Genomic DNA, 24,581 nt, shown 5'->3' on the forward strand with positions numbered 1-24,581 from the left:
GGACTGATCAGCGTGTGGCACGGCGGTGAGCGTACCGGGCGTACCGCTCGGCGGGCCAAGCGAGGGGCCGCGGCGGCTCTGGTTCCCGGGGTCGGGGGTGATCGTTGTCACGAGGTGGTTCCTGGTGGCTCGGTGCTCGGTACGGGGTCAGGGCTCGAAGGTGACCGGCAGGGCGGCGGGGGCGGCTCCGGTGGGCGGGACCTGGAGGGTCTTCAGGGAGAACTCCATGACCTGCTTGAAGACGGGGCCGCAGATCTGACCGCCGAAGTAGCTGCCCTGGGTGGCGTTCTGGATGACGCAGTAGACGGTGATCCGGGGCTTGTCGGCGGGGGCGAAACCGGCGAAGGACGAGGTGTAGCCGTGGTACTTCCCGGTGGCCGGATCCACGCGGTTCGCCGTACCGGTCTTGCCCGCGACCCGGTACCCCGGAATGCGGGCCTTGGTACCCGTGCCCTCCTCGTCGTCGACGACCGACTCCAGCATCTGCGCGAGGGTCTTCGCCGTCTTCTCGCTGACGACCCGTGTCCTCTCGGGCTTGGGAGCGGGTGTGAAGCGCCCGTCAGGTCCCTTGGAGCCGCGGACGAGGGTGGGCTCGACGCGGACGCCGCCGTTGGCGATGGTCGAGTAGACGGAGGCGGCCTGCATCGCGTTGACGGACACGCCCTGGCCGAAGGGAATCGTGTACTGCTGCGAGGTGGACCACTGGTCCGGCGGGGCCAGGATGCCCTTGGTCTCGCCGGGGAAGCGCAGCCCGGTGTGGCTGCCGAGGCCGAACTTGCGCAGGTAGTCGTACAGCACCTTGTTGGCCTGGGACTGGGTCTTGCCCAGCTGGCCGGTGGCGAGGATGGTGCCGATGTTGCTGGACTTGGCGAGGACGCCGTTGAGCGTCAGGTACCAGGTCGGGTGGTCGATGTCGTCCTTGAACAGCCGGTCGCCGCGGTGCAGCCGGTTGGGGACCACGACATGGGTGCCGGGGGTGGCGGCGTTCTCCTCCAGCACGGCCGCCATGGACAGCACCTTGGCCGTGGAGCCCGGTTCGAAGGCGTCCTGGAGGGCCGCGTTGCCGAGCGTCCTGGGGTCGGCGCCGGACAGGTCGTTGGGGTCGAAGCCGGGGGCGTTGGCCATGGCCAGGACCTCGCCGGTGCGGGTGTCCTGCACGATGACGTATCCGCGGTCGGCCGCGGACTCCTCCACCTGCTTGCTGATGGCGTTCTGCGCCGCCCACTGGATGTCGCGGTCGATGGTGAGCTCGATGTCGTCGCCGGGCACGGCCGGGGTCTCCGTGGAGCCCGCGGTGGGCACCAGACGGCCGCCGGACTGGGCGTAGCGGATCTTGCCCTCCTCGCCGGCCAGCCGCTCCTCGAGCTGGAGCTCGACGCCGCCGCTGCCCTTGCCCTCGGCGTTGACCCAGCCCAGTATTCCGGCGGCGAGCTCGTTGTTCGGGTACACCCGCTTGCTGGTGGGCACGGAGAAGACACCGGCCAGCACGTTGACCGTCGACCTGTCCGTCTCGGACTTGGTGGCGAGGGCGGACCTGAGGTCCTTGATCTGCCTCCAGACCTGCGGGGTCTGCCGCCCGGCCAGCTTCACGTAGCGAAGCGACGGGTTGTCCGGCCGCAGCTTGCGGACCAGGTCCTCCTGGTCGGCGCCGAGGATCGGGGCGAGCAGCGCCGCGGCCTGCTCGGGCCCGTCGTCGATCTTCAGCTCGTCCGGGGCGAACATCGTGGGGTCGGCGGTGATGTCGTAGGCGTCCTCGCTGGTGGCGAGGGCCACGCCGTCGCGGTCGGTGATCTCGCCGCGTTCGGCGGCCAGGACCTGGCCCACGTAGCGGTTGCGCTCGGCCTTGCCGGCGTAGGTGCTCGCGTCGACGGCCTGGACCTGCACCAGGCGGACGACGAACGCGAGCATGACGAGGGTCAGGCCGACGCCGACCAGGCGCAGCCGGGGGCGCGGGCTGCCCAGCCGGATGGTCTTCGGGGCGCCGGGGCGCGGCCCGCCGGGCCCGCGGGCCGGGCGGGCGCCGGGGCCGGTGCGGCCGCGGGCGGCCGGACGGACGGGCCGGGCGGGTCCGGGCACCCGGCGGCGGGGCGGTTGCCTGTCGGACACTTCCGTCACCTGCCCGGGGTCGTGGTGGCGTGCGGGGAACGGGGGGTGGACTGCGGCGACGGCAGCGGGGCCGTCGCCGTGGCCAGCGCCTCGGGCGCGAGGACCAAGGGGGCGCGGGCGGCGGAGGCCGCGCTGGGCACTCCCTTGACCTTGCCGTCGGGACCGAGGAAGGCGGGGTCGCCGCCGGGCACCATGCCGAGCTCGCGGGCGCGGCGCTGGAGGGCGTCGGGGGCGGAGTAGGCGTCGATGTCGCGCTGCAGGGCCTGCTCCTCGTCCGTGAGCTCCTTGGTCTCCCGCTGGAGGTCGTCGAGGCGGAACGCGCCCTCGCTGAGCGCGGAGTTCAGGACCAGCAGGCCGATCAGACCGCCGCCGAGGAGCAGGACCACGAGGAGCACGAAGGGGGTGCGCGCCGCCTGGGCGCGGCCGGTGGGCAGGAGGTGCGCGAGCCGGGCCGCCCTCCCCCGCAGCTCGGGCCGCCCCTTCAGTTCGGGTTTACTGGTCACTCACGCTCCCCTGAGTTCGCTCGTCCCGCCCGTTCACCCGGCCGTCACCCGCTTCCGGGCCGGCCCGTGCCTCACCGGAGCCGCCTCACCCGACGTCCTCCCGGATGCGCTCCGCGCCGCGCAGCCGCGCGGGGGCCGCACGGCGGTTCTCGGCGATCTCCTCCTCGGTGGGAAGTTCGGCACCGCGCGTGAGCAGCTTGAGCCGCGGCTGGTACTGCTCGGGGACGACCGGGAGTCCGGGCGGGGCGGTGGTGGCGGCGCCCGCCGCGAACACCTGCTTGACCAGCCGGTCCTCCAGGGAGTGGTACGACAGCACGGCGATACGGCCGCCGACGTCCAGGGACCTCACGGCCGCCGGGACGGCCCGCTCCAGCACCGACAGTTCGCCGTTGACCTCGATCCGCAGGGCCTGGAAGGTGCGCTTGGCCGGGTTGCCGCCGGTGCGCTTGGCGGCCTGCGGCAGCGCGTCGCGGATCAGCTCGACCAGGCGGGCGCTGGTGGTGAAGGGCTCCTTCTCGCGCTCCCGGACGATCGCGGCCACGATCCGCTTGGCCTGCTTCTCCTCGCCGTAGGCGCGCAGGATGCGGACCAGCTCGCCGGGCGGGTAGGTGTTGAGGACCTCGGCGGCGCTGACGCCGGTCGTCTGGTCCATGCGCATGTCGAGGGGGGCGTCCTGGGCGTAGGCGAAGCCGCGGTCGGCCTCGTCGAGCTGCATCGAGGACACCCCGAGGTCGAACAGGATCCCCTGCACGCGCGGGATGCCGAGCCGGCCGAGGACGTCGGGGAGCTCGTCGTAGACGGCGTGCACCAGGGTGGCCCGGTCGCCGAACGGTGCGAGCCGCTCGCCGGACAGGCGCAGGGCCTCCTTGTCGCGGTCCAGGGCGACGAGCCGCGCCTCGGGGAAGCGGCTGAGCAGCGCCTCGCTGTGGCCGCCGAGGCCGAGCGTGCAGTCGACGACCACCGCGCCGGGCCGTTCAAGGGCGGGCGCCAGCATGTCCAGGCACCGTTGGAGCATCACCGGGACGTGTCGGCTCTCGCCCTCCCGTCGCCCACCACCGCCCTGATGCGGAAGCGCTTCGCGCCCGTTCACTTAGGCCCTCTCAGATCCGGCGTGACGCTCACGCACCGCCGGTTCCCCGCCCTCCCCGGCGAGGGGGGCGGCCGGCGCCGGAGGCGTCGGCCGGGCGGCGGCGGGAGAAGGCCGAGCCGTACGTACGCGCCGCGCACGCGGGAGATCCCCTGGTCGGCGCCGGGGGATCCGGGGAAGTCACTGCAGCGGGCAGTCTCACCTCCCGCTTCGCGTCACTTTAGTCCACGGTCCGGCCCGGTCAATCAACCGGACTGCGCGTCGCGGCCCGCGCGGGTCAAGAGGCGGATCGGGCACATCACCCGTAGGCAGGGGGTCACACCACTCCTGTGGGTTACCTCACACCAAGCATCGCTGACGTTCTTTGTCGCCTCTCACAACGGGCTCGACGCCCTCGTGACCAGTACCGTCAGCAGTATGACGACTTCTGCATCCGCGCCCGCGGGCTCCGGGAACAGCACCGCCGCCTCCGGCACCGTGACCGACCGACTGGTCGAAGCCAACGAGCGTTACGCCTCCGCGTTCGCCGATCCGGGCATGGACGCGCGCCCGGTGCTCCACGTCGCCGTGGTGGCGTGCATGGACGCCCGCCTCGACCTGCACGACGCGCTCGGCCTGTCGCTGGGCGACTGTCACACCATCCGCAACGCCGGCGGTGTGGTCACCGACGACGTGATCCGCTCGCTGACCATCAGCCAGCGGGCGCTGGGCACCCGCAGCGTCGTCCTCATCCACCACACCAACTGCGGTCTGGAGTCCCTCACCGAGGAGTTCCGGCACGACCTCGAGATGGAGGTGGGACAGCGTCCGGCGTGGGCCGTCGAGGCCTTCCGGGACGTGGACCAGGACGTCCGCCAGTCGATGCAGCGGGTGCGGACCTCGCCGTTCCTGCTGCACACCGACGACGTGCGCGGGTTCGTCTTCGACGTGAAGACGGGTCTGCTGCGCGAGGTCGACCCCGCCTGACCGGCCGTCCGTCCGTCCGTCCCGGGCCGGCCGTACCCGGAGAGCTGTCGAACGTCGTAAGAGCTGACATATCGCTGTCAGTTGTCCACAGGCGAGTGACACGAAACGGTAACGGCGGCAAGAATGCGGAAGTGGTGTCACGCGGAACTCATGCGCGTGGCGCCCGTGATTCGGGGTGGGCCGGTCCGTCGGGTACGGGATCGGCAGGCACATGTGGGGAACCCCTCGCTCATCGCTGAGCGGGGGTAAGGCCGAGGAGGGCCGGGTGACGACCTATGACGATCGTGCAAGCCATGGGGGCGCCCCCGACCGGGCATACGGAGCGGTCGGGGAGGACCTGACCGCCGTCGTGGAGCGCGTGCGCGGTTCGGTGGAAGGCGTGATCGAGGGGAAACCCGAGGTCGTACGGCTCTCGCTGACCGTGCTGCTCGCCGAGGGACATCTGCTCATCGAGGACGTCCCGGGAGTCGGCAAGACGATGCTGGCGAAGGCACTGGCGCGGTCGATCGACTGCTCGGTGCGGCGCATCCAGTTCACACCGGACCTGCTGCCCTCGGACATCACCGGTGTGTCCATCTGGGACCAGCAGCGTCGTGACTTCGAGTTCAAGCCGGGCGCGATCTTCGCGCAGATCGTCATCGGCGACGAGATCAACCGCGCCTCGCCGAAGACCCAGTCCGCGCTGCTGGAGTCGATGGAGGAGCGCCAGGTCACCATCGACGGCAAGACCTACGAACTGCCCAGCCCCTTCATGGTGGTGGCGACGCAGAACCCGGTCGAGATGGAGGGCACCTACCCGCTGCCGGAGGCCCAGCGCGACCGCTTCATGGCCCGCGTGTCGGTCGGCTACCCGAGCGCGGAGGCCGAGCTGCAGATGCTCGACGTGCACGGCGGCGTCTCCCCGCTGGAGGACCTCCAGCCGGTGGCGCACGCCCACGACATCGTGAAGCTCATCGAGGCGGTGCGCGGCGTGTACGTGGCCGAGCCGATCCGGCGCTACGCGGTCGACCTGGTCGCCGCCACCCGCACGCATCCCGACCTGAGACTCGGCGCGTCACCGCGCGCGACGCTGCACCTGCTGCGGGCGGCGAAGGCGGCGGCCGCCCTGGCGGGCCGTGACTACGCGCTGCCGGACGACGTGCAGGCGCTCGCCGTGGCCGTCCTCGCCCACCGTCTGCTGCCCACCGCCCAGGCCCAGCTCAACCGCCGCACCGCCGAGCAGGTGGTGCAGGAGATCCTGCAGCGCACCACGGTGCCCGCGGCGGCCGGCCAGCCCGCCGGGTTCGGCCTGGGCCGCGGGGGCTACGGCCAGCAGCCGCCCCGGAGGCTGTGATGAGCACCGCCGGTGCGGTCCACGCCGACGACGACCGGGGCGACCGGAGCGGGCTGAGGACCGCCCTGGCGGGGCTCACCACCCGGGGGCGCTCCTTCCTGGCGGCCGGGATCGCGGCCGCGATCTGCGCGTACGTGCTCGGGCAGAGCGACCTGCTGCGGGTCGGCCTGCTCCTGGCGGTGCTGCCGCTGGTGTGCGCGGCCGTGCTCCACCGCACCCGCTACCGGGTCGCGGGCAGCCGCCGCCTCTCCCCCGGCCGGGTGCCGGCGGGCACCGAGGCGCGCGTGCACCTGCGCATGGACAACGTCTCCCGGATGCCCACGGGCCTGCTGATGCTCCAGGACCGGGTGCCCTACGTGCTCGGTCCGCGCCCGCGGTTCGTGCTGGACCGGATGGAGGCGGGCGGGCGCCGTGAGGTGTCCTACCGGGTCCGCTCCGACCTGCGCGGCCGCTACCCGCTGGGCCCGCTCCAGCTGCGGCTGTCGGACCCGTTCGGGATGTGCGAGCTGAACCGCTCGTTCTCCTCGTACGACACGCTGACGGTGACGCCCCGGGTGGAGGCGCTGCCGCCGGTGCGGCTGGCCGGCGAGGCCAAGGGGTACGGCGACGGGCTGCAGCGCTCGCTGGCGCTGGCCGGCGAGGACGACGTGATCCCCCGCGGCTACCGCTACGGCGACGACCTGCGCCGCGTCCACTGGCGTTCCACCGCCCGCTACGGCGAGCTGATGGTGCGCCGCGAGGAGCAGCCGCAGCGCGCCCGCTGCACGGTGCTGCTGGACACCCGCGCCGTCGCCTACGAGGGCGCCGGGCCGGACTCGGCGTTCGAGTGGGCGGTGTCGGGCGCGGCCTCGGTGCTCGTGCACATGCTGGAGCGGGGCTTCTCGGTGCGGCTGCTGACGGACACCGGCGACTCGGTGCCCGGGGAGGGCGCCGACGGCTTCTCGGGGGTGCACCAGGAATCGGCGGACACGGCCGGGCTGATGATGGACACGCTGGCCGTGGTGGACCACTCCGACGAGGAGGGCCTGTCCCGCGCCTACGACGTGCTGCGGTCCGGCGGCGAGGGCCTCCTGGTGGCGTTCCTCGGCGACCTGGACGACGAGCAGGCCGCGGTGCTGGCCCGGATGCGGCAGCGCAGCGGCGGCGCCGTGGCGTTCCTGCTGGACAGCGACGACTGGCTGCGGGAGCCGTCCGACGTGCCCGGCCCCGACGAGCGGCCGCGCGAGGAGCATCTGCGGATGCTGCGCGAGTCGGGCTGGACCGCCGTGGCGGTGGAGCGGGGTGCCTCGCTGGAGCGGCTGTGGCGGCAGGCGGACCGTGAGCGCTCGGGCCTGGTGGCGGCGAGCGGTGGGGAGGGACCGTGATCAGCTCACTGGCCAGGCTCACGGTGCGCGCCTGGGCGGCCACCCTGCTGGCGGCCTGCGCCCTGCTGCCGCTGGTGGAGTCGACGGTCTGGATCCTCCAGGCGGCGCTGCTGCTGGGCGTGCAGGCGGGCGTGGGCGCGGCGGCGCGGCGGGTGCCGCTGGCGCGGCCGCTGACGGTGGCGGCGCAGGTCGTCGTCACGCTGATGCTGCTCACGCTGCTGTTCGCCCGGGAGCACGCCGTCGCCGGGCTGATACCCGGCCCCGACGCGCTGCGCTTCTTCGGGCAGCTGCTGGAACAGGGCGGCCAGGACGTCAACCGGTACGCGATACCGGCGCCGCTGAGCGACGGCATCCGGCTGATGCTGGTCGGCGGGGTGCTGGTCATCGGCCTGCTGGTGGACGTGCTCGCGGTGACCTTCCGCAGCGCGGCCCCGGCCGGGCTGCCGCTGCTCGCCCTGTACTCGGTGGCCGCGGGCCTGACGGACAACGGCATCGAGTGGCTGTGGTTCCTGCTGGCCGCGGCCGGCTACCTGATGCTGCTGCTCGCCGAGGGCCGGGACCGGCTCTCGCAGTGGGGCCGTGTGTTCGCCGGGCCGCCCCGCGGCCGGAGCCGGGAGACGCCCGGCGCGCCGGCCCCGGCGCGGTTCGGGCACCGGATCGGGGCGGTGGCGCTGGGCATCGCCCTGGTGGTGCCGCTGGCGCTGCCCGCGATGGACGGCGGCCTGCTCGACCCAAACGGCCGGGGCGTCGGCGCGGGCGTCGGCGGGGGCGGCACGATCTCCGCGGTGAACCCGCTGGTGTCGCTGCGCGACTCGCTGAACAACGACGACGACCGCGCGGTCTTCTCGGTGCGCACCGAGATGGAGAACACCTCGGACCTGTACCTGCGCATCGTGTCCCTGGACGACTTCGACGGCACCACGTGGAAACCGTCGAAGCGGGCGATCACCCAGGTGCCCGAGGGCTTCCCGGCCCCGCCGGGACTCGGGCCGGACGTGGAGTTCAGCGAGGTCGGGACGTCGGTCTCGGTCGCGAAGTGGTACGGCCAGACATGGCTGCCGATGCCGTACCCGCCGAGCCGGGTGAGCGTGCAGGGCGACTGGCGGTACGAGCCGGTCGGCATGACACTGGTCGGCGACCACGGGCAGAGCACGCGCGGCCTGACGTACGAGGTGCGCAGCCTGGACGTGCGGCCCACGGCGGAGCAGCTGGCCAACGCTCCGGAGGCGCCGGCCGACCTGCTGCGCGAGTACACCGACCTGCCCGACTCGCTGCCCTCCGTGGTGGCCGAGACCGCCCGTGACGTGACGGACGGCGCGAAGAGTGACTACGACCGCGCGGTGATGCTGCAGGACTGGTTCACGCTGAGCGGGGACTTCCAGTACGACACCGACGTCGAGGTCGGCAGCGGCTCGCAGGCGATCGCCCGCTTCCTGGAGAACAAGCGGGGCTTCTGCGTGCACTACTCGTTCGCGATGGCGTCCATGGCGCGGTCGCTGGGCATCCCGGCGCGGATCGCGGTGGGCTTCGCGCCGGGCACCCCGCAGGCCGACGGCACGGTCTCGGTCGCGATGCGGGACGCGCACGCCTGGCCCGAGTTGTACTTCGAGGGCGTGGGCTGGACGCGGTTCGAGCCCACCCCGACCCGGGGCTCCACGCCGGACTACACCGTGCAGGACGTCGAGGACAACGGGCCCGTGGATCCCGCCCGGCCGTCGCAGGCCGCGCCCGCCGACCCGTCGGCGCAGCCGTCGCAGAGCACCGACTGCCGGGCGGACGGCAGCGACCCGGGGTCCTGCGAGAGCGAGTCGCCGCAGGCGGCCCTGCCGGCGGACGGCGACGGCCCGAAGTGGCATGTGGTGCTGCTGTGGGCGCTGGCCGGGCTGCTGGTGACGGCACTGCCGCTGTCGCCGATGCTGTGGCGGACGCGGATGCGGGCGCTCCGGCTGGGCGGCCGCGGCCGCACGGAGGGGGACGTCGCTCCGCGGGTGCTGGCCGCCTGGGAGGAGCTGACGGACACGGCCTGGGACCACGGGATCGTGCCGGACGAGTCGCTGACCCCGCGCGGCGCGGCCGACCGCATCGTGCGGACGGGCGGGCTCGAGGGGGAGGCGGCCGCATCGGTGCGGAGGCTGGCGGGAGCGGTGGAGCAGGTGCTGTACGCGCCTCGGCCGGGGCCGGCTGTGGGGCTGGCGCAGGATGTGCGGCGCGCGTCGGGGGCGTTGCGGGACTCGGCGTCCCGGGCGGGCCGTCTGCGGGCCGTACTGATGCCGCGCTCGGCCGTGCGGGTGGTGTGGGCGATGTCCGACCGCTGGATGTCCCTCCGGGACCGTGTGGTCGCCCTCCGCCCCGACTGGCACCTGCCTACGCGCCAGCGGGGCTGAGGCCGAAAGGCGGCCTCGGGCCGTCACGGGCTGATCGCGCAGTTCCCCGCGCCCCTTTGGGACGCTGCCACTGCAGCGCCTTCAGGGGCGCGGGGAACTGCGCGAGCAACCACGACGTACCCGCAGGACGCACATCGGGGGCGCGGGGAACTGCGCAGAAAACCGCCACGCACCCGCAGCGACCCGCAGGGACGACTCAGGGGTGCCCACCCGTGCTGGTGGACACCCCTGAACCGAAAGACTACGTAGGCCTCAGTGGCCGCCGCCCTGCTCGTCGCGCCGGCGCTGCCATCGCTCCTCGATGCGGTTCATCATCGAGCGCCGCGCTCTGCCCTGGCGGCCCGCCCGCGGGGCGGCTGCCGCCCCCTGGGCCTGCTCACCCGGCTTGGGCGCCTTGCGCCAACCGGTCACCGCGAGCACGGCGCATCCCAGCATCACGAGGAAACCCACGACGCTGAGCCACACCTGCTGGGCGACCATACCGGCCATGAGGAGCGCAATACCTACGAGGAAGCCCGCGACCGCCTGGTAGACCCGTCGCCGGGTGTACGTACGCAGCCCGCTTCCCTCGAGCGCCGTCGCGAACTTGGGATCTTCGGCGTACAGCGCTCGCTCCATTTGCTCGAGCATGCGCTGCTCGTGCTCCGAGAGCGGCACGGAGTCCTCCTCATCGTGCAGTCGCCGGGGCGACCCGGGGGGTCCCTTCAGGATAGGCAGGGAATCGCCCCCGTGAAACCCGCCCCTCTGCGCCAATTGCCAACCGGTGTCCGCCATCACGCACCGGTCCGCTGAGGCTGTCATTCCCCGGCGGCCGACCCGTCATGCCGGGCGGTCTCCCTCGATCATACGGCTCCGAGCCGCCATTCGGGGGGCCTGTGGCACAGTCCATGCGCCCCGGGGCCGCCGGACGCGCCGCTGATCAGCGCCGTGTCACGGCGACCGCTCACGCCCCGGCGGCCTCTGCCGCCTCACCGAGCACATGAAGCTGCGTGGCCACGGAGTGGAACGCGGCGAGCTCGGCCGCGGCGGCCTCCAGCTTCAGCAGCGCCTCCATCGCCCCGGGCTCGGTGTCGACCAGGACGCCGGGGACGAGGTCGGAGAAGACGCGGACGCCGTGCACCGCGCCGACCTCCAGGCCCGCGCCGCGCACCAGTCCGGTGAGCTGCTCGGCGGTGAAGCGGCGCGGTACGGGGTCGCCCTCGCCCCATCGGCCGTTCGGGTCGTCGAGGGCCTGCCGGGCCTCCGTGAAGTGGCCGGCGAGGGCGCGGGCGAGAACCGCCCCGCCCAGGCCGGCGGCGAGCAGGCTGAGGACGCCTCCGGGGCGCAGGGCGGCCACGGTGTTGCGCACGCCCTCCGCCGGGTCGTCGACGTACTCCAGGACGCCGTGGCACAGCACGACGTCGTAGCCGCCGCGCTCGGCGACGTCGAAGAGGCCGCGGGCGTCGCCCTGCACGCCGTGCACCCGGTCGGCGACGCCCTCCTCGGCGGCGCGGCGCTCCAGGGCGAACAGGGCGTTGGGGCTGGGGTCGACGACGGTCACCCGGTGTCCGAGCCGGGCCAGGGGCACGGCGAAGTTGCCGCTGCCGCCGCCGGTGTCGAGGACGTCCAGGGCCTGCCGTCCGGTGGCCTCGACCCTGCGTTCCAGGGAGTCCTGGAGGACGTCCCAGACAACGGCGGTACGGAGAGCGGCGCGGGGGCGCATCGGGTCCGACACGGTGGTGACTCCTCGGCGGGGCACCGCCTGGGGTGGGGCGGGGCGATCGGGTTTCAGGCGCTGTCCACCCTATGGCCTGCGCGGCGGCCCGCCGTCACCCGGTGGCTCCCCGGGTCAGCCCGCGTCGGGCAGGTCGCCGCGCGGGGCGGCGTCCGGGCCGCCGTCCTGGTCGGGGCGGGGCTGGGGCAGCACCGGCTGGAGCACCAGCATCCGCTCGACCAGGCGCAGGAACATCGCCACGTCCCGGATCAGGTCGTCGGCGTCCCGCACGGTCGCCGCGCCCTGGATGCCCGCCTCGGCGCGGGCCCGGCGCCGCGCCCCGGAGGCGAAGAGGGCGCTCCACTCGGTGAGTTCGGGCGCGATCTCCGGGAGCACCTCCCAGGCACTTCGTATCTTCGCCCGCGCCCGGGGCGAGGTCTCGGGCCTGCCCCGGGCGGCGAGCACGGCGGCGGCGGTGCGCAGGGCGGCCAGGTGGGCCGTCGCGTAGCGCTCGTTGGGGGTGTCGAGGACGGCGGCCTCGTCGAGTCCGGCACGGGCCTGGGCGAGCAGGTCGAGGGCGGCGGGCGGGGCCGCGGCGCGGCGCAGCACCGGGTGGATGTCGCTCGCCGGGCCGTTGTGCAGTGAGGGGGCAGGGCCGGCTGCGCGGCGCCGACGGGCGGCTGCTGCGGACGAGTGGGCCATGACGAACCTCCTGTCGTCTTCGTGACGGCACGCCATGAGGCGAGTGCCGTATGTGCACATCGTGCGGTATGGCACTGACAATCCGTTCTGACCTGCGACGTTGCCTCGTTCTCCCGTTCGAGCTAACTTTTGCACTGACCAGTCAGTTCAAAACGTGCGCACGCTCCAGGGGGATTCGTGGACGATCCGAGCGGACTCGCCGTCGTGGCCGACGGCCTCGGCCTGAAGGGACCCCGGGGATGGGCCTTTCGCGACGTGTCGGCCGACGCCGGACCCGGCGCGCTGATCGCGGTGGCCGGGCCGTCCGGCACCGGCCGCACCTGCCTGCTGCTCGCGCTCACCGGACGCATGAGGCCGACGGAGGGGCGGGCCGCCGTCGGCGGTATGGACCTGCCCCGGCGCATGGCCGCCGTACGCCGCCGCAGCGCCCTGGCGCACGTGGCCGGGGTGACCGACCTCGACCCGGCGCTCACCGTGGCCGAGCATCTGCGTGAGCAGGAGCTGCTGCGGCGCCGCTTCGGGGACGCGCTCCCCCGGCCCCGGCAGCTGCTGCGCCCGCGCGCCGAGCGGCGGCGGGAGCGGCGCCGGCACATCGACGAGGCGCTGGCCACCGCCGGGCTCGACCTGGCCGCCCTGCCCAAGCGCGAGCGGACCGCGGTGCGGGACCTGGAGCGGGTGGAGGCGCTGCGGCTGGCGCTGGCGCTGGCGTTGCTGGCGCGTCCCCGGCTGCTCGGGATCGACGACACCGACCTCAAGCTGTCGGCCGCCGAGCGGGAGGAGGTGTGGGGGCTGCTGCGGTCCGTCACCGGTACGGGGGTCACGGTGCTCGCCGTGTGCAGCGAGCCGCCGTCGGACGCGGTGGTCGTCCGCACGGATGCTGACCGGTCCGGCGGCGCGGAGGCCGATGGGTCCACGGCCCCCACAGGCGACGCGTCCCACGTCTCTGCCGCCGACACCACGGACGCCGCCCCTGAAGAGACCGCCGCAGCACCGAAGACCGAGCCCGCCGACCGGGCCACTCCCCACGAGAAGGAGGCCGACGATGCGATCGCCGCGACTGGCCGCTCTTGAGCTGCGGCGTTTCGGCCGCGGCAGCCTGCCGCGCGCGGCGCTCGTCGCCCTGCTGGTGCTGCCCCTGCTCTACGGCGCCCTCTACCTGTGGTCGTTCTGGGACCCGTACGACCGTCTCGACCGGATCCCCGTGGCCCTCGTGAACGAGGACGAGGGAGCCACGGCGAACGGCAAGCGCGTCACGGCCGGCGACGACATCGCCGAGGGGCTGCACGACAGCTCCGCCTTCGACTGGCGGGAGGTGAGCGAGGAGGAGGCCCGGCGCGGGGTCGAGGACGGCACGTACTACCTGTCGCTCACCGTCCCGGCCGACTTCAGCCGCCGTGTCGCCTCCAGTTCGGGCGACTCCCCCGAGACCGGCGCCCTCCAGGTGCGCACCAACGACGCGAACAACTACCTCGTCGGGCAGATCTCCCGCACGGTCTTCGGCGAGGTGCGACGGGCCGCCTCCACCAAGACCTCCCGGTCCTTCCTGGACCAGATCTTCGTCTCCTTCTCCGACCTGCACGGCGAGACGGTGAAGGCGGCCCAGGGCGCCGACGAGCTGAACGGGGGCATCGGCAAGGCGGAGAAGGGCTCCAAGGACCTCGTGGACGGGCTGAAGGACGCCCGCGCGGGCAGCGGCAAGCTGTCCAAGGGGCTCAAGGACCTGCACAAGGGCGCGGGCACCCTGGAGGACGGCTCCGGGAAGGTCGCCGACGGCACGCGCCGGCTCGCCGAGAAGGTGAACGCGCTGAACGCGGAGGCGGGCCCGTTCCTGAAGAAGAACGAGAAGGCCATCGGGGAGACGGCACGACTCGTCGCCGACACGGCGGGAGAGCTGCGCGACGACCTGGACACGCTGACGGAGAAGGCCCCCGCCGCCGCGAAGGACGCCCGTGAGGCGTCCGGCACCCTGGACACGCTCCACCGCGAGCGCTGCGAGGACGCCGACGAGCCCGACCCGGCCTGCCCGGAGCTGAAGAAGGCCAAGGAGGCGGCGGCGACCGCCTCGTCCGTCGCGGACGACGTCAGCGGCCTGGTCACCGGGCACCGCGCGGACCTGAAGAAGCTCGACGGGCACCTCGCCACCCTGGAGAAGCAGGCGCGTGCGCTCGCCGACCGCGCCCCGCACCTCTCCGAGGACCTCGACGACGCCGTCGGCCGCATCAACAAGCTCGACGCCGGCGCCGGCAAGGTCGCGGCGGGGGCGAAGAAGCTCAACAAGGGACTCGCCACCGCCGAGACCGGCGCCCTCGACCTGGACAAGGGCGTCAGGAAGCTCACGACGGGCGCGGACGACCTGAGCGGCGGACTCTTCAAGCTGGCCGACGGCTCCGAGGAGCTGGCGGGCGGTCTGCACGAGGGCGCCGAGCAGATCCCCGACTACGACAAGGCCGAGCGCGACGAGCGCACCGAGGTGATGGCCGACCCGGTGCGGCTGGTCTCCCGCGACCTGCACAAGGCGCCCAACTACGGCACCGGCTTCGCCCCGTACTTCATCCCGCTGTCGCTGTGGGTGGGCGCGATGGTGGCGTACATGCTGATCGCGCCGATGAACCGGCGGGCGCTCGCGGCCGGCGCCTCCCCTTGGCGGATCGCGCTGGCGGGCTGGCTGCCGGTGGCGGCGATCGGGGTGCTGCAGACGGTGGCGCTGATGTCGGTGCTGCACTGGGGGCTGGGGCTCCGGATGGCGCGGGCGGCCGGGACGGTGGGGTTCCTGTTCCTGGTGACGGCGTGCTTCGCGGCGCTCGTGCAGTGGCTGAACGCCCGTTTCGGCGCGGCGGGCCGGATCCTGGTGCTGGCGTTGCTGATGCTCCAGCTCACCTCGGCGGGCGGCACGTACCCCGTGCAGACCAGTCCGGACTTCTTCAACGCGCTGCACCCGTTCCTGCCGATGACCCACGTCGTGGAGGGGCTGCGGCGGCTGATCTCGGGCGGCGGTCTCGGGCCCGTGTGGACGGCCTGCGCGGTGCTGGCGGCCTTCACCGCCGGCGCGCTCGCGCTGACCGCGCTGTCGGCCCGCCGCCGGCAGGTGTGGACGCTCGACCGGCTGCACCCGGAGCTGAGCCTGTGAACCGGCCGGCCGGAGCTCCTGTGAGAATCAGGGCCATGGAACGCAGCAGCACCACGCCGGGCGGCAGCGCCCGCCGCGAGGCCACTCGGCAGAAGCTCTACGAGGCGGCCGTCACGCTCATCGCCGAGCAGGGGTTCTCCGCCACCACCGTGGACGAGATCGCCGAGCGGGCGGGCGTCGCGAAGGGCACCGTCTACTACAACTTCGCGAGCAAGTCGGTCCTCTTCGAGGAGCTGCTGCGGCACGGGGTCGGCCTGCTGACCGCCTCCCTGCGGGAGGCGGCCGAGCGGACGGAACGGGAGGGCGGGAGCAAGGTCGACGCCCTGGACGCCATGATCCGGGCGGGGCTGGTCTTCATCGACCGCTACCCGGCCTTCACCCAGCTGTACGTGGCGGAGCTGTGGCGCACCAACCGGGCCTGGCAGTCCACGCTGATGGTGGTGCGGCAGCAGGCCGTGGCGGTGGTCGAGGGGGTGCTGCGCGAGGGTGTGGCGGCCGGTGAGTTCAGCGAGGAGATCGACGTGCCGCTGACGGCGGCGGCGCTGGTGGGCATGGTGCTGGTGGCGGCGCTGGACTGGAAGTCGTTCCAGCCGGAGCGGTCCCTGGACGACGTGCACGCGGCGCTGTCGCGGCTGCTGCAGGGCCGGGTCAGCGGCCGCGGCTAGTTCTAGGGTCTTTCGTTTGGATCAGGCCGGATCAGGGAGCCCGCGAGCCCGGCCTGATCCAAACGGACGGCCCTAGGCCCGTCCGGCGCCGGACACGCGAAGGCGCCGGTCCGTCCGTGGCCGCGTCCCCCGCGGGCCACCGGCCGGACCGGCGCCTTACTGTTCCCCGTGATCCCCCGTACGTCCCCCCGTGGAACCCCCCTTGCGGTCGCCCCCCGGGTTCCCCCGTGCCTCGCTCCCGCCGACGGCGCCGGCGGAAGGAGCGGATCGCGGGCCGGTCCCCGTTCCGGCGCCCCGTGTCGCCGGTGCCGTGGGCCCGGGCCCCCTCTCCGTGGTCTCCACTCTCCCGTTCCCGCTGGTCCGGGCCCATCCGCCGCCGTACTCAAGTCGCCGGCCAGGTACATGTACTCACGCCTGCGCACCCGGGCCCACCATGTCGCGCGCACGCACGGTCACGCTACGGGGGCGCGGATACTCGTGCACGGGCCCTGACCGGCGGCGGATAAGGTCCCTGACATGGCACGGATTGCGGTGATCGGCGCCGGCGCGGGCGCGCTGGCGGCCGCCGCCCGGCTGGCCGTCGCGGGCCACCGGGTGGCGGTGTACGAGCGGACGGAGACGTACGGCGGTGCGCTGCGCCGCCGGGAGCGGGACGGGTTCGTCTTCGACACGGGCCCCGGGCTGCTGCCGCTGCCCGCCGTCTACCGGGACCTGTTCGTGAAGACGGGCCGGGAGCCGCTGGAGGAGTGCGTCGAGCTGGTGCAGGCCGACCCGTCGTCGCACCACGTCTTCGCGGACGGCACCCGGGTATCCCTGCCGAACGCCTCCCGCGCGGGCGTGGTCTCCGCGGTGGAGGAGGCGCTGGGCGCGGACGCGGCGCGGCGCTGGGGCGACTTCCTGGTGCGGGCCCGCGAGGCCTGGGACCGGGCGCGCCGCCCGCTGCTGGAGGAGCCGCTGTGGCCCAACTGGGAGGTGCTGGCCGAGCGCGAGCCCTACCCCGCGGTCCCGCACCGGCGGCGGCTGCGCCTGCGCAAGGCGGCCACACTGGCCGAGGTCGGTGAGTGGGAGCTGCGCGACCCGCGGCTGCGGGCGCTGCTGGAGAGCCACGCCCTGGCGTTCGGCCTGGACCCGCGGACCACGCCGGCGAGCGCGGCGGTGCTGCCGTACATGGAGCACGCCTTCGGCACCTGGTACGTGCGGGGCGGGCTGCGGGAGCTGGCGCGGGCGATGTACGAGCGGTGTCTGGCCCGCCGGGTGGAGTTCCGGTTCGGCGCGGAGGTCACCGCGGTGCGGGAGAAGGACGGCCGTGCGGCGGGCGTGGAACTCGCCGACGGCACGACGGTGGAGGCGGACCTGGTGGTCGCCGGGGTCGGCCCGGGGCTGCTGGAGCGGATGTGCGGCACGCGGCTGCGCGGGGAGGGCGAGGTGCCCGCCCGGCGGGAGGGGGCGAGCCGGACGACGGTGCTGCTGGCGCTGCGCGGTACCCGCCCGGAGAACACCCCGCACCGGACCGTGGTGCACACCCGGGACCGTGCGGCGGAGCTGGACGCGCTGTCCGGCGGCGGACTGCCCGGCGAGCCGACGGTGACCGTGTTGCGGCCGGACGACCCGGCGCTGGTCCCGGACGCCGCGCACGAGGCGGTGACCTTGACGGCGGTGACGCCCTCCGGGGCGGACGGCGTCGGGGAGTTCGCGCAGCGGATGGTCACGGCCGCGGCGCGGGCGGTGCCGGATCTGCGGGACCGGCTGCTGTGGCACGAGGTGCGCACGCCTCAGGAGGTCGCGCGGGAGACGGGCGCGGAGGGCGGTGCGGTGCCGGCGCCGGCGCTCGCCGCGGCGGACGGCCGGTTCCTGCACGCGTCCAACACCACGCGGCTGCCGGGGCTGTTCACCGTCGGCGGCTGGTCGCATCCCGGCGGCGGGCTGCCGCACGCCGGGATGTCGGGGGCGCTGGTCGCCGGACTGATCGTGGAGGGGCCGGACTTCCGCGGCTCCCAGTGAACGCGGGCCGCGGCACGGGCGGTTGAGGACGTCCTCGGCCGCCCGTGGCCGCCCGCCCGCTCAGTAGCGGTACTGCTCGTCGTACCCGTTGCCCTGGGTGCCCTGCTGCTGGCCGCCGTCCTGGTACGGGTACTGCTGCTCCGGCGGGAGCTCGCCGCCGTACGGGTCGTCGGCGCTGCGCTGCTGCGGCACCCACAGGCCGCCGGCCGGGGTCTCGCCCCCGTAGCCGCCCGTCGCGTAGGGATCCTGGGCCGCGTAGCCCTGCTGGGCGTACTGCTGGTCCGTGTAGCCCGTGTCGTACGTGCCGCCGCCGTAGGTGGTGTTGCCGACGTACGGGTCGGAGTACGCGGCGTACTGCTGACCGGTGTCGTAGCCCTGCTGCTGCCCGTAACCGGAGTAGTCGTAGGCGTAGTTGGGGTCGGCGGTCTGCGCGGTCGCGGCGTACTGGTCCTGGCCCGCGTACTGGTCCTGGTTCGCGTACTGGTCCTGGTTCGCGTGCTGGTCCTGGCCGGCGTAACCCTGGTCGCCGTAGACGCCGTAGGAGCCGGTGTCGTCGGGCATCGGCTGCGGCTCGTAGACGGCGGTGGACTCCGCGGCCGTCTGGCGGTCGGCGGCCGGCGTGAAGACGTCGTCGCGGTCGTAGTCGTCGTCGGCGCCGTAACCGGCCGTCACGGGACCGGTGTCGAACGCGTCGGCGCGGTCGCCGGACGCCTCGAGGTCGGTGACCTCCGGCGTCGGTTCGTCGCGGCGCCCCTTCACGGCGGACAGCAGCGGCGCGTTGACCGCCCAGCCGGACTGGAAGCCTCGGCGGAACGACAGCGTGACGTAGGTCTGCCCGACGGCGAAGGCCGCGGCGCCCAGTCCGATCACCACCACGGACGGGATCAGCACGCCGAACACGACGCCGAGGAACCCGACGAAGGCGAGCAGCCGCCAGCGCAGGCGCGCCTTGTACTGCAGCAGCACCTCACCCAGCAACCACAGCGCGACGATGCCGAACGCGATGTAGAGGACCGTCCAGCCCATGTACGCCCCTCTCCCAGTGGTCGCTACGCAGTGTGTCGTATGCGCGTGCGACCGGTCTAGGCCTGCGGCGGGTGGTGCAGACCCAGGTTCTCGTAGATTTCCAGCGTCGCCGTGGAGTTGTTGAGCGTGATGAAGTGCAGACCGGGCACTCCTTCGGCCAGCAGCCGCGCACAGAACTCCGTGGCGAAGTCGATACCGATGGAGCGTACCGCCGCCGGATCGTCCTTCGCTGTGAGGATCCGCTCTTTCAGGGCGTCGGGGAACACCGCATTACTGAGCTTTGGCAACCGTTCCAGCATCTTCACGCTGGTCACAGGCATGACCTCGGGAATCACGGGCGTCTCGCAGCCCGCTGCGTCGACTCGGTCACGCAGCCGCAGGTACGACTCGGGCTGGAAGAACATCTGCGTGATCGCGTAGTCCGCGCCCGCCCGGCACTTGTCCACGAAGTGGGCGACGTCGGCGTCCCAGTCCGCGGACCGCGGGTGCATCTCGGGGAAGGCGGCGACGCCCACGCAGAAGTCGCCCGACTCCTTGATGAGACGGACCAGTTCGGCCGCGTAGGTGAGGCCCTGGGGGTGCGGGACCCAGGCGCCCATCGGGTCGCCGGGCGGGTCGCCGCGCACGGCCAGCATGTTGCGGATCCCGGCGTCGGCGTACTGGCCGATGATGTTGCGCAGTTCGGCGACGGAGTGCTCCACCGCCGTGAGGTGGGCGACCGGGGTGAGGGTGGTGTCGGCGGCGATCCGCTCGGTCGCCTTCACCGTGCCGGCGCGGGTGGAGCCGCCCGCGCCGTAGGTCACGGAGACAAAACTGGGCGCGACGGCCTCGATCCTGCGGAGCGCGTTCCAGAGGTTCCGCTCGCCCTTCTCCGTCTTGGGGGCCCAGAACTCGAACGAGTACGTCGTCTTCCCACTGGCGAGCATGTCGCGCACGGTGCGTGCGCGGTCCGTCCTGGTGGATGCGGTTCCGAGGGCCATACGGGCAGGGTAGCCACGGGTGGGCGGCCCCCCAACCAGAAGCGGGATATTTGTCTGATTTGCCGACTTGCCGTCCACAGTGTGGACAAACTTGAGACGCCCTGGTCTCCGCGGCGCCGGTCAGCCGGCGTCCGCGGCCTCCCGCACGCGACGGGCCAGCTCGGCGGCCGCGGCGCCCGGGTCGTCCGCCTCGGAGAGGGCGCGGACCACGACCACCCGGCGGGCGCCTGCGTCCAGCACCTGGTCGAGGTTGGCGAGATCGATGCCGCCGATCGCGAACCACGGGCGGTCGGTGCCGAGCCCGGCGGTGTACCGGACGAGGTCCAGGCCGGGCGCGGGACGGCCGGGCTTGGTGGGGGTGGGCCAGCAGGGGCCGGTGCAGAAGTAGTCCACGCCGGGCTGGACGGCGGCCGCGGCCGCCTCCTGCTCCGCGTGGGTGGAACGGCCGATCAGGGTCCCGTCGCCGACGATCGCGCGGGCGGCGGGGACGGGCAGGTCGCCCTGACCCAGGTGGAGGACGTCGGCGCGGGCCGCGTGGGCGACGTCGGCGCGGTCGTTGACCGCGAGCAGTTTGCCGTGCCGGGCGCAGGCGTCGGCGAGGACCGCCAGGTGCTCGAGCTCCTCGGCGGCCTCCATGCCCTTGTCCCGCAGCTGCACGATGTCGACGCCGCCGGCGAGCACGGCGTCCAGGAACTCCGGGAGGTCGCGTTGGCGCTTGCGGGCGTCGGTGCAGAGGTAGACGCGGGCGTCGGCGAGGTGGGTGCGCGGGCTGTCGGTCGTGGCGGTCATGTGGGTCCCCCGGGGGTCGTCGCGTCGGCACGGGCCGGGCGGGCCCGTCGGCGGAACCCTATGCGGTGCCTGTCGGCGCGCGGGCTCCGGGAGCGGCGGCTCGCGCCGCTCCCGGGCGGGGTGTTCCCTGCGGGTGCGTGAGGGTGGGCGCGCGGTTCCCCGCGCCCCTGGGGACGTCTGCCTCCTGCGGGTGCGTGGGGGGTGAGCGCGCAGTCCCCCGCGCCCCTGGGGACGTCCGTCGCCCGCGGGTGCGTGGGGGTTGAGCGCGCAGTTCCCCGCGCCCCTGAGGGTGTCACCCGGGAGCCGGTCGGACCCTGCGGGCGGGCCCGGGCCGCGCGCCGTCCGTCGCCTGCGGGGCCGTCAGGGTGAGCGCGCAGTCCCCCGCGCCCCTGGGGACGTCCGTCGCCTGCGGGTGCGTGGGGGTTGAGCGCGCAGTTCCTCGCGCCCCTGAGGGTGTCACCCGGGCGCCGGTCGGACCGTGCGGGCGGGCCCGGGCCGCGCGCCGTCCGTCGCCTGCGGGTCCGTGGGGGCTGGGCGCGCGGTTGACCGCGTCCCTCAGGGAAGGGCCACCGCGTCCCTGAGGGGTTACGGGTCGTCGGTCAGACCGCGAGGGCCTGGGCCCTGCGCTTCACCTCCGTGCCGCGGTTCTCCGCGAGGGCCTGCGCGGGGGTGCCCGGCAGGCTGGGGTCGGGGGTGAAGAGCCACTCCAGCATTTCCTCGACCGTGAAGCCGTCGTCCCGCAGGAGCGTCAGGGTCCCGGTCAGGCCCTTGACGACCTTGTCCCCGTCGATGAAGGCGGCGGGGACGTGCAGCGCGCGGTTCTCACCGCGGCGCACGGCGATGAGCTGGCCCTCCTTGACCAGCTGCCGGACGCGCGTCACCTCGACGCCGAGCTTCTCGGCGATGTCGGGGAGGGTGAGCCAGGCGGGGACGAGAGCATCGATCTTTGCGTCAATCTCGGTCACGGGACAAGCCTGCCACCTGCCACCGACAGTCGGAAGTCAGCCCCGTCCCAGCGCGCGGGCGAGTCGGTCAGACCGTCGCCGACTTCAGCGGCCGCGCCGGGTCCGCCACCCGCTCCGGATCCAGTGCGACGCCCGACTCGATCAGCCGCCGCCCCTGCGCCAGGTCCCGGGGCCGCCCCACCGCGAGCAGCGCGGCCAGCCGGTCCCCGCGCAGCCAGCACACGCTCCACGCCGGGTCGGCCGGGTCGCCGCGCCACACCGTGCGGTCGGCGTCCGCGTGGTGACCGGCGTACTGCACGAACCGCCCGAACTGCTCGGACCAGAAGTACGGCACCGGGTCGTACACCTCGCGGCCCTGGGCCCCGCCGACGATGTTCGCGGCGACCGTACGCGGCCCCTGGAGGGCGTTGTCCCAGTGATGGACGAGGAGGCGCTCGCCGTAGCGGGCGGACGGGAAGGACGCGCAGTCGCCGACGGCGTACACGTCGGGCAGGGAGGTCGCCAGGTGCGCGTCGGCGACGACCTCGCCGTGCGCGCCGAGGGCGATCCCGGACCCGGCCAGCCAGGCGGTGGCGGGACGGGCGCCGATGCCGACGACGACCGCGCCGGCGGGCAGCCTGGTGCCGTCGTCGAGGAGCACGGCGCCGGGCTCGACGCGCGCCACGCGCGCGTGGGTGCGCAGCGTGACGCCGGCCTCCGCGTACCAGGCGGTCATCGGCTCGGCCACCTCCGCGGGCAGCACGCCCGCCAGCGGCCGTTCCTCGGCCTCCACGACGGTGACCGCGCAGCCCGCCTCCCGGGCGGCCGTGGCGAACTCCGCGCCGATCCAGCCGGCGCCGACGACCACGATGTCGTGCCGGGCGGCGAGCACCGGCCGCAGCCGTTCGGCGTCGTCCAGGGTGCGCAGCAGGTGCACGCCGGGCACGCCCTCCGCGCCGGGCAGCCGCAGCGGTTCCGCGCCGGTGGCGATCACCAGCACGTCGTACGGGACGGGTCCGGCCTCGGTGTCCAGTGCGTGGTCGCCGGGGCGCAGGCCGGTCACCTCGCAGCCCAGCCGCAGCTCGACCCCGAGCTCCTCGAAGTCCACGTCGAAGGCGGAGCTCTCGGCGGTGCCCAGCAGCACCGCCTTGGACAACGGCGGCCGGTCGTACGGCTGGTGGGGCTCCGCGCCGATCAGCGTCACTTCGCCGGCGAAGCCCCGCTCCCGCAGCGCCGCCGCGGTCTGCACGCCCGCCATGCCCGCGCCCGCCACCACGACCCGGCGCGGCGCGGCCCCTCCCGGTTCCTGCGTCTGCTCGCTCACCCGCTCACCATAGACACCCGTGCCCGCCACGCCGGACCGCTGCCGCGCGGGGTCCCTTACGGGTGCGGCTCGGCGCGGGCTAGGGTGGCTCGCGTACACGCACTCGCGGGAGCCCGGACGCACCGGGCTGAGAGGGAGGCTGGCGGCCTCCGACCGTACGAACCTGATCCGGGTCATGCCGGCGAAGGGAGGAGACGCCCATGTCGCCCACGCGTACCGCAGACGTCCTCGTCGTCGGGGGCGGGATCATCGGTCTGGTGACGGCCTGGCGGGCCGCGCAGGCCGGTCTCGCGACGACGGTCGTGGACCCCGATCCGGGAGGGGGCGCCGCCCGGGTGGCGGCCGGGATGCTGGCCGCCGTCACCGAGCTGCACCACGGCGAGCAGATGCTGCTCGGCCTCAACCTGGCCTCGGCGCGCCGCTACCCCGAATTCGCGGCCGAGCTGTCCGACTGCACCGGCCAGGACCTCGGCTACCGCCGCTGCGGCACCCTCGCCGTGGCGCTGGACGCCGACGACCGCGCTCATCTGCGCGAACTGCACGCCCTGCACGAGCGTTCCGGACTGGACTCGCAGTGGCTGACCGGGCGGGAGTGCCGGCGCCTGGAGCCGATGCTCGCGCCAAGTGTGCGCGGCGGGCTGCGGGTGGACGGCGACCACCAGATCGACCCGCGCCGGCTGGCGTCCGCGCTGCTCACCGCCTGCGAGCGGGCCGGCGTCACGCTCCACCGCGCCTGGGCGGAGCGGCTCGTCGTCACCGGCGACCGTGCGACCGGCGTGGTCACGGCGGACGGCGGAGAGCTGGGCGCGGGCCAGGTGGTGCTGGCGGGCGGCAGCTGGAGCGGGCGGCTGGCGGGCGTCCCCGCGGAGGTGCTGCCTCCGGTGCGTCCGGTGAAGGGGCAGGTGCTGCGGCTGACCATGCCGGACCGTCCCGGGCCGTTCCTGAGCCGCACGGTGCGGGCGGTGGTGCGCGGCAGCCACGTCTACCTGGTGCCGCGCGAGAGCGGCGAGCTGGTGATCGGCGCGACCAGCGAGGAGATGGGCTGGGACACCACGGTCACCGCGGGCGGTGTCTACGAGCTGCTGCGCGACGCCCACGAACTGGTGCCCGGCCTCACCGAGCTGCCACTCAACGAGACGCTCGCGGGACTGCGCCCCAGCTCACCCGACAACGCGCCGCTGCTCGGCCCGACCCGCCTCGACGGGCTGCTGCTGGCCACCGGGCACCACCGCAACGGCGTGCTGCTGACGCCCGTCACCGGCGACGCCATGGCGCGGGTGCTGACCGGCGGCGAGCTGCCCGACGAGGCCCTCCCGTTCACCCCGCGGCGCTTCGGCGCCCCCGTCCTCGCGGAGCAGTCCGTATGAACGCCCCGGTCACCACGGTCACCGTCACCGTCAACGGCGAGCCCCGGGAGGTGCCGCCCGGCACGGCCCTCGACCTCGTCGTGAGGTCGCTCACCACGGCCCCCTCAGGGGTGGCCGCCGCCCTCAACGAAACCGTCGTCCCGCGCGCGCAGTGGCCCGCCACCCCCCTGTCCGAAGGGGACCGGGTGGAGGTCCTCACCGCCGTCCAAGGAGGCTGACC

At 74.0% G+C, this 24,581-nt stretch carries 21 protein-coding genes and 1 riboswitch; of the genes, 10 read left to right on the plus strand and 11 right to left on the minus strand.

Annotated features, from left to right (window positions below; translation table 11 throughout):
• Positions 1–147: 147 nt before the first annotated feature.
• The 3 genes from MTR79_RS25440 to rsmH all read right to left on the minus strand — a co-directional run bounded on the left by MTR79_RS25440 (position 148) and on the right by rsmH (position 3,699).
• Positions 148–2,106 carry a penicillin-binding protein 2 gene (locus MTR79_RS25440; protein ID WP_280518359.1) on the minus strand — a complete coding sequence of 653 codons (1,959 nt, stop codon included), beginning with the start codon at positions 2,104–2,106 and terminating at the stop codon, positions 148–150.
• Between the two features lie 5 nt (positions 2,107–2,111).
• On the minus strand, positions 2,112–2,609 hold the full coding sequence (locus MTR79_RS25445) for a septum formation initiator family protein (protein ID WP_244792028.1): 498 nt from the start codon (positions 2,607–2,609) through the stop codon (positions 2,112–2,114).
• Between the two features lie 85 nt (positions 2,610–2,694).
• On the minus strand, positions 2,695–3,699 hold the full coding sequence (rsmH, locus tag MTR79_RS25450; protein WP_078895048.1) for a 16S rRNA (cytosine(1402)-N(4))-methyltransferase RsmH: 1,005 nt from the start codon (positions 3,697–3,699) through the stop codon (positions 2,695–2,697).
• Positions 3,700–4,113: 414 nt separating this feature from the next.
• Here rsmH and MTR79_RS25455 point away from each other — a divergent pair, with 414 nt between their 5' ends.
• The 4 genes from MTR79_RS25455 to MTR79_RS25470 all read left to right on the plus strand — a co-directional run bounded on the left by MTR79_RS25455 (position 4,114) and on the right by MTR79_RS25470 (position 9,743).
• On the plus strand, positions 4,114–4,662 hold the full coding sequence (locus MTR79_RS25455; protein WP_048456813.1) for a carbonic anhydrase: 549 nt from the start codon (positions 4,114–4,116) through the stop codon (positions 4,660–4,662).
• A 265-nt stretch (positions 4,663–4,927) separates the two neighbouring features.
• On the plus strand, positions 4,928–5,995 hold the full coding sequence (locus MTR79_RS25460; protein WP_225252668.1) for a MoxR family ATPase: 1,068 nt from the start codon (positions 4,928–4,930) through the stop codon (positions 5,993–5,995).
• Complete coding sequence (locus tag MTR79_RS25465; protein ID WP_244792029.1) at positions 5,995–7,359, plus strand: DUF58 domain-containing protein; 1,365 nt, start codon at positions 5,995–5,997, stop codon at positions 7,357–7,359. Before MTR79_RS25460 ends, MTR79_RS25465 begins: the two co-directional genes overlap by 1 nt.
• Positions 7,356–9,743: a DUF3488 and transglutaminase-like domain-containing protein gene (locus MTR79_RS25470; RefSeq protein ID WP_086703231.1), complete on the plus strand. Its 2,388-nt coding sequence runs from the start codon at positions 7,356–7,358 to the stop codon at positions 9,741–9,743. The genes MTR79_RS25465 and MTR79_RS25470 overlap by 4 nt, the downstream gene beginning before the upstream one ends.
• A gap of 252 nt (positions 9,744–9,995) precedes the next feature.
• Here the strand turns inward: MTR79_RS25470 and MTR79_RS25475 are convergent, their stop codons facing one another.
• The 3 genes from MTR79_RS25475 to MTR79_RS25485 all read right to left on the minus strand — a co-directional run bounded on the left by MTR79_RS25475 (position 9,996) and on the right by MTR79_RS25485 (position 12,138).
• Positions 9,996–10,400, minus strand: a complete 405-nt coding sequence (locus MTR79_RS25475; protein WP_048456956.1) for a DUF3040 domain-containing protein — start codon at positions 10,398–10,400, stop codon at positions 9,996–9,998.
• Positions 10,401–10,686: 286 nt separating this feature from the next.
• Positions 10,687–11,457: a methyltransferase gene (locus MTR79_RS25480; RefSeq protein ID WP_189366165.1), complete on the minus strand. Its 771-nt coding sequence runs from the start codon at positions 11,455–11,457 to the stop codon at positions 10,687–10,689.
• 114 nt (positions 11,458–11,571) lie between these two features.
• A complete protein-coding gene (locus MTR79_RS25485) occupies positions 11,572–12,138 on the minus strand; it encodes an SAV_6107 family HEPN domain-containing protein (protein ID WP_086704876.1) in 567 nt (188 codons plus the stop codon).
• Positions 12,139–12,315: 177 nt separating this feature from the next.
• Between MTR79_RS25485 and MTR79_RS25490 the strand changes: the two genes are divergently transcribed.
• From MTR79_RS25490 to MTR79_RS25505, 4 genes are all read left to right on the plus strand, one after another.
• Complete coding sequence (locus MTR79_RS25490; protein ID WP_086704875.1) at positions 12,316–13,209, plus strand: ATP-binding cassette domain-containing protein; 894 nt, start codon at positions 12,316–12,318, stop codon at positions 13,207–13,209.
• A complete protein-coding gene (locus MTR79_RS25495; protein ID WP_189366166.1) occupies positions 13,181–15,265 on the plus strand; it encodes a YhgE/Pip domain-containing protein in 2,085 nt (694 codons plus the stop codon). Before MTR79_RS25490 ends, MTR79_RS25495 begins: the two co-directional genes overlap by 29 nt.
• A gap of 35 nt (positions 15,266–15,300) precedes the next feature.
• Positions 15,301–15,930, plus strand: coding sequence for a TetR/AcrR family transcriptional regulator (locus MTR79_RS25500; protein WP_048456806.1), 630 nt, complete (start codon positions 15,301–15,303; stop codon positions 15,928–15,930).
• 516 nt (positions 15,931–16,446) lie between these two features.
• Positions 16,447–17,931 (plus strand): NAD(P)/FAD-dependent oxidoreductase, encoded by a 1,485-nt coding sequence (locus tag MTR79_RS25505; protein WP_244792030.1) that lies wholly within the window; start codon positions 16,447–16,449, stop codon positions 17,929–17,931.
• A 60-nt stretch (positions 17,932–17,991) separates the two neighbouring features.
• Here the strand turns inward: MTR79_RS25505 and MTR79_RS25510 are convergent, their stop codons facing one another.
• The 5 genes from MTR79_RS25510 to MTR79_RS25530 form a co-directional block, all read right to left on the minus strand.
• Entirely contained in the window at positions 17,992–18,957 is a 966-nt protein-coding gene (locus tag MTR79_RS25510) for a hypothetical protein (RefSeq protein WP_244792031.1), read from the minus strand.
• A 56-nt stretch (positions 18,958–19,013) separates the two neighbouring features.
• Positions 19,014–19,937, minus strand: a complete 924-nt coding sequence (gene metF, locus MTR79_RS25515) for a methylenetetrahydrofolate reductase [NAD(P)H] (RefSeq protein ID WP_086704350.1) — start codon at positions 19,935–19,937, stop codon at positions 19,014–19,016.
• Between the two features lie 120 nt (positions 19,938–20,057).
• Positions 20,058–20,726 (minus strand): thiamine phosphate synthase, encoded by a 669-nt coding sequence (gene thiE / locus MTR79_RS25520; RefSeq protein WP_244792032.1) that lies wholly within the window; start codon positions 20,724–20,726, stop codon positions 20,058–20,060.
• Between the two features lie 599 nt (positions 20,727–21,325).
• On the minus strand, positions 21,326–21,691 hold the full coding sequence (locus MTR79_RS25525; RefSeq protein ID WP_006131264.1) for an Rv2175c family DNA-binding protein: 366 nt from the start codon (positions 21,689–21,691) through the stop codon (positions 21,326–21,328).
• A gap of 67 nt (positions 21,692–21,758) precedes the next feature.
• Positions 21,759–22,994: an FAD-dependent oxidoreductase gene (locus MTR79_RS25530; protein WP_244792033.1), complete on the minus strand. Its 1,236-nt coding sequence runs from the start codon at positions 22,992–22,994 to the stop codon at positions 21,759–21,761.
• 95 nt (positions 22,995–23,089) lie between these two features.
• A riboswitch (TPP riboswitch) is annotated at positions 23,090–23,200 on the plus strand.
• On the opposite strand from MTR79_RS25530, the gene thiO reads away from it, so the two are divergent.
• Complete coding sequence (gene thiO, locus MTR79_RS25535; protein ID WP_244792034.1) at positions 23,195–24,361, plus strand: glycine oxidase ThiO; 1,167 nt, start codon at positions 23,195–23,197, stop codon at positions 24,359–24,361. (Overlaps the previous riboswitch by 6 nt.)
• Positions 24,358–24,579 carry a sulfur carrier protein ThiS gene (thiS, locus tag MTR79_RS25540; RefSeq protein WP_244792035.1) on the plus strand — a complete coding sequence of 74 codons (222 nt, stop codon included), beginning with the start codon at positions 24,358–24,360 and terminating at the stop codon, positions 24,577–24,579. The genes thiO and thiS overlap by 4 nt, the downstream gene beginning before the upstream one ends.
• Positions 24,580–24,581: the final 2 nt, after the last annotated feature.

The organism is Streptomyces sp. BJ20 (genome assembly GCF_022869105.1).
Taxonomy (GTDB): Bacteria; Actinomycetota; Actinomycetes; order Streptomycetales; family Streptomycetaceae; genus Streptomyces; species Streptomyces griseoincarnatus.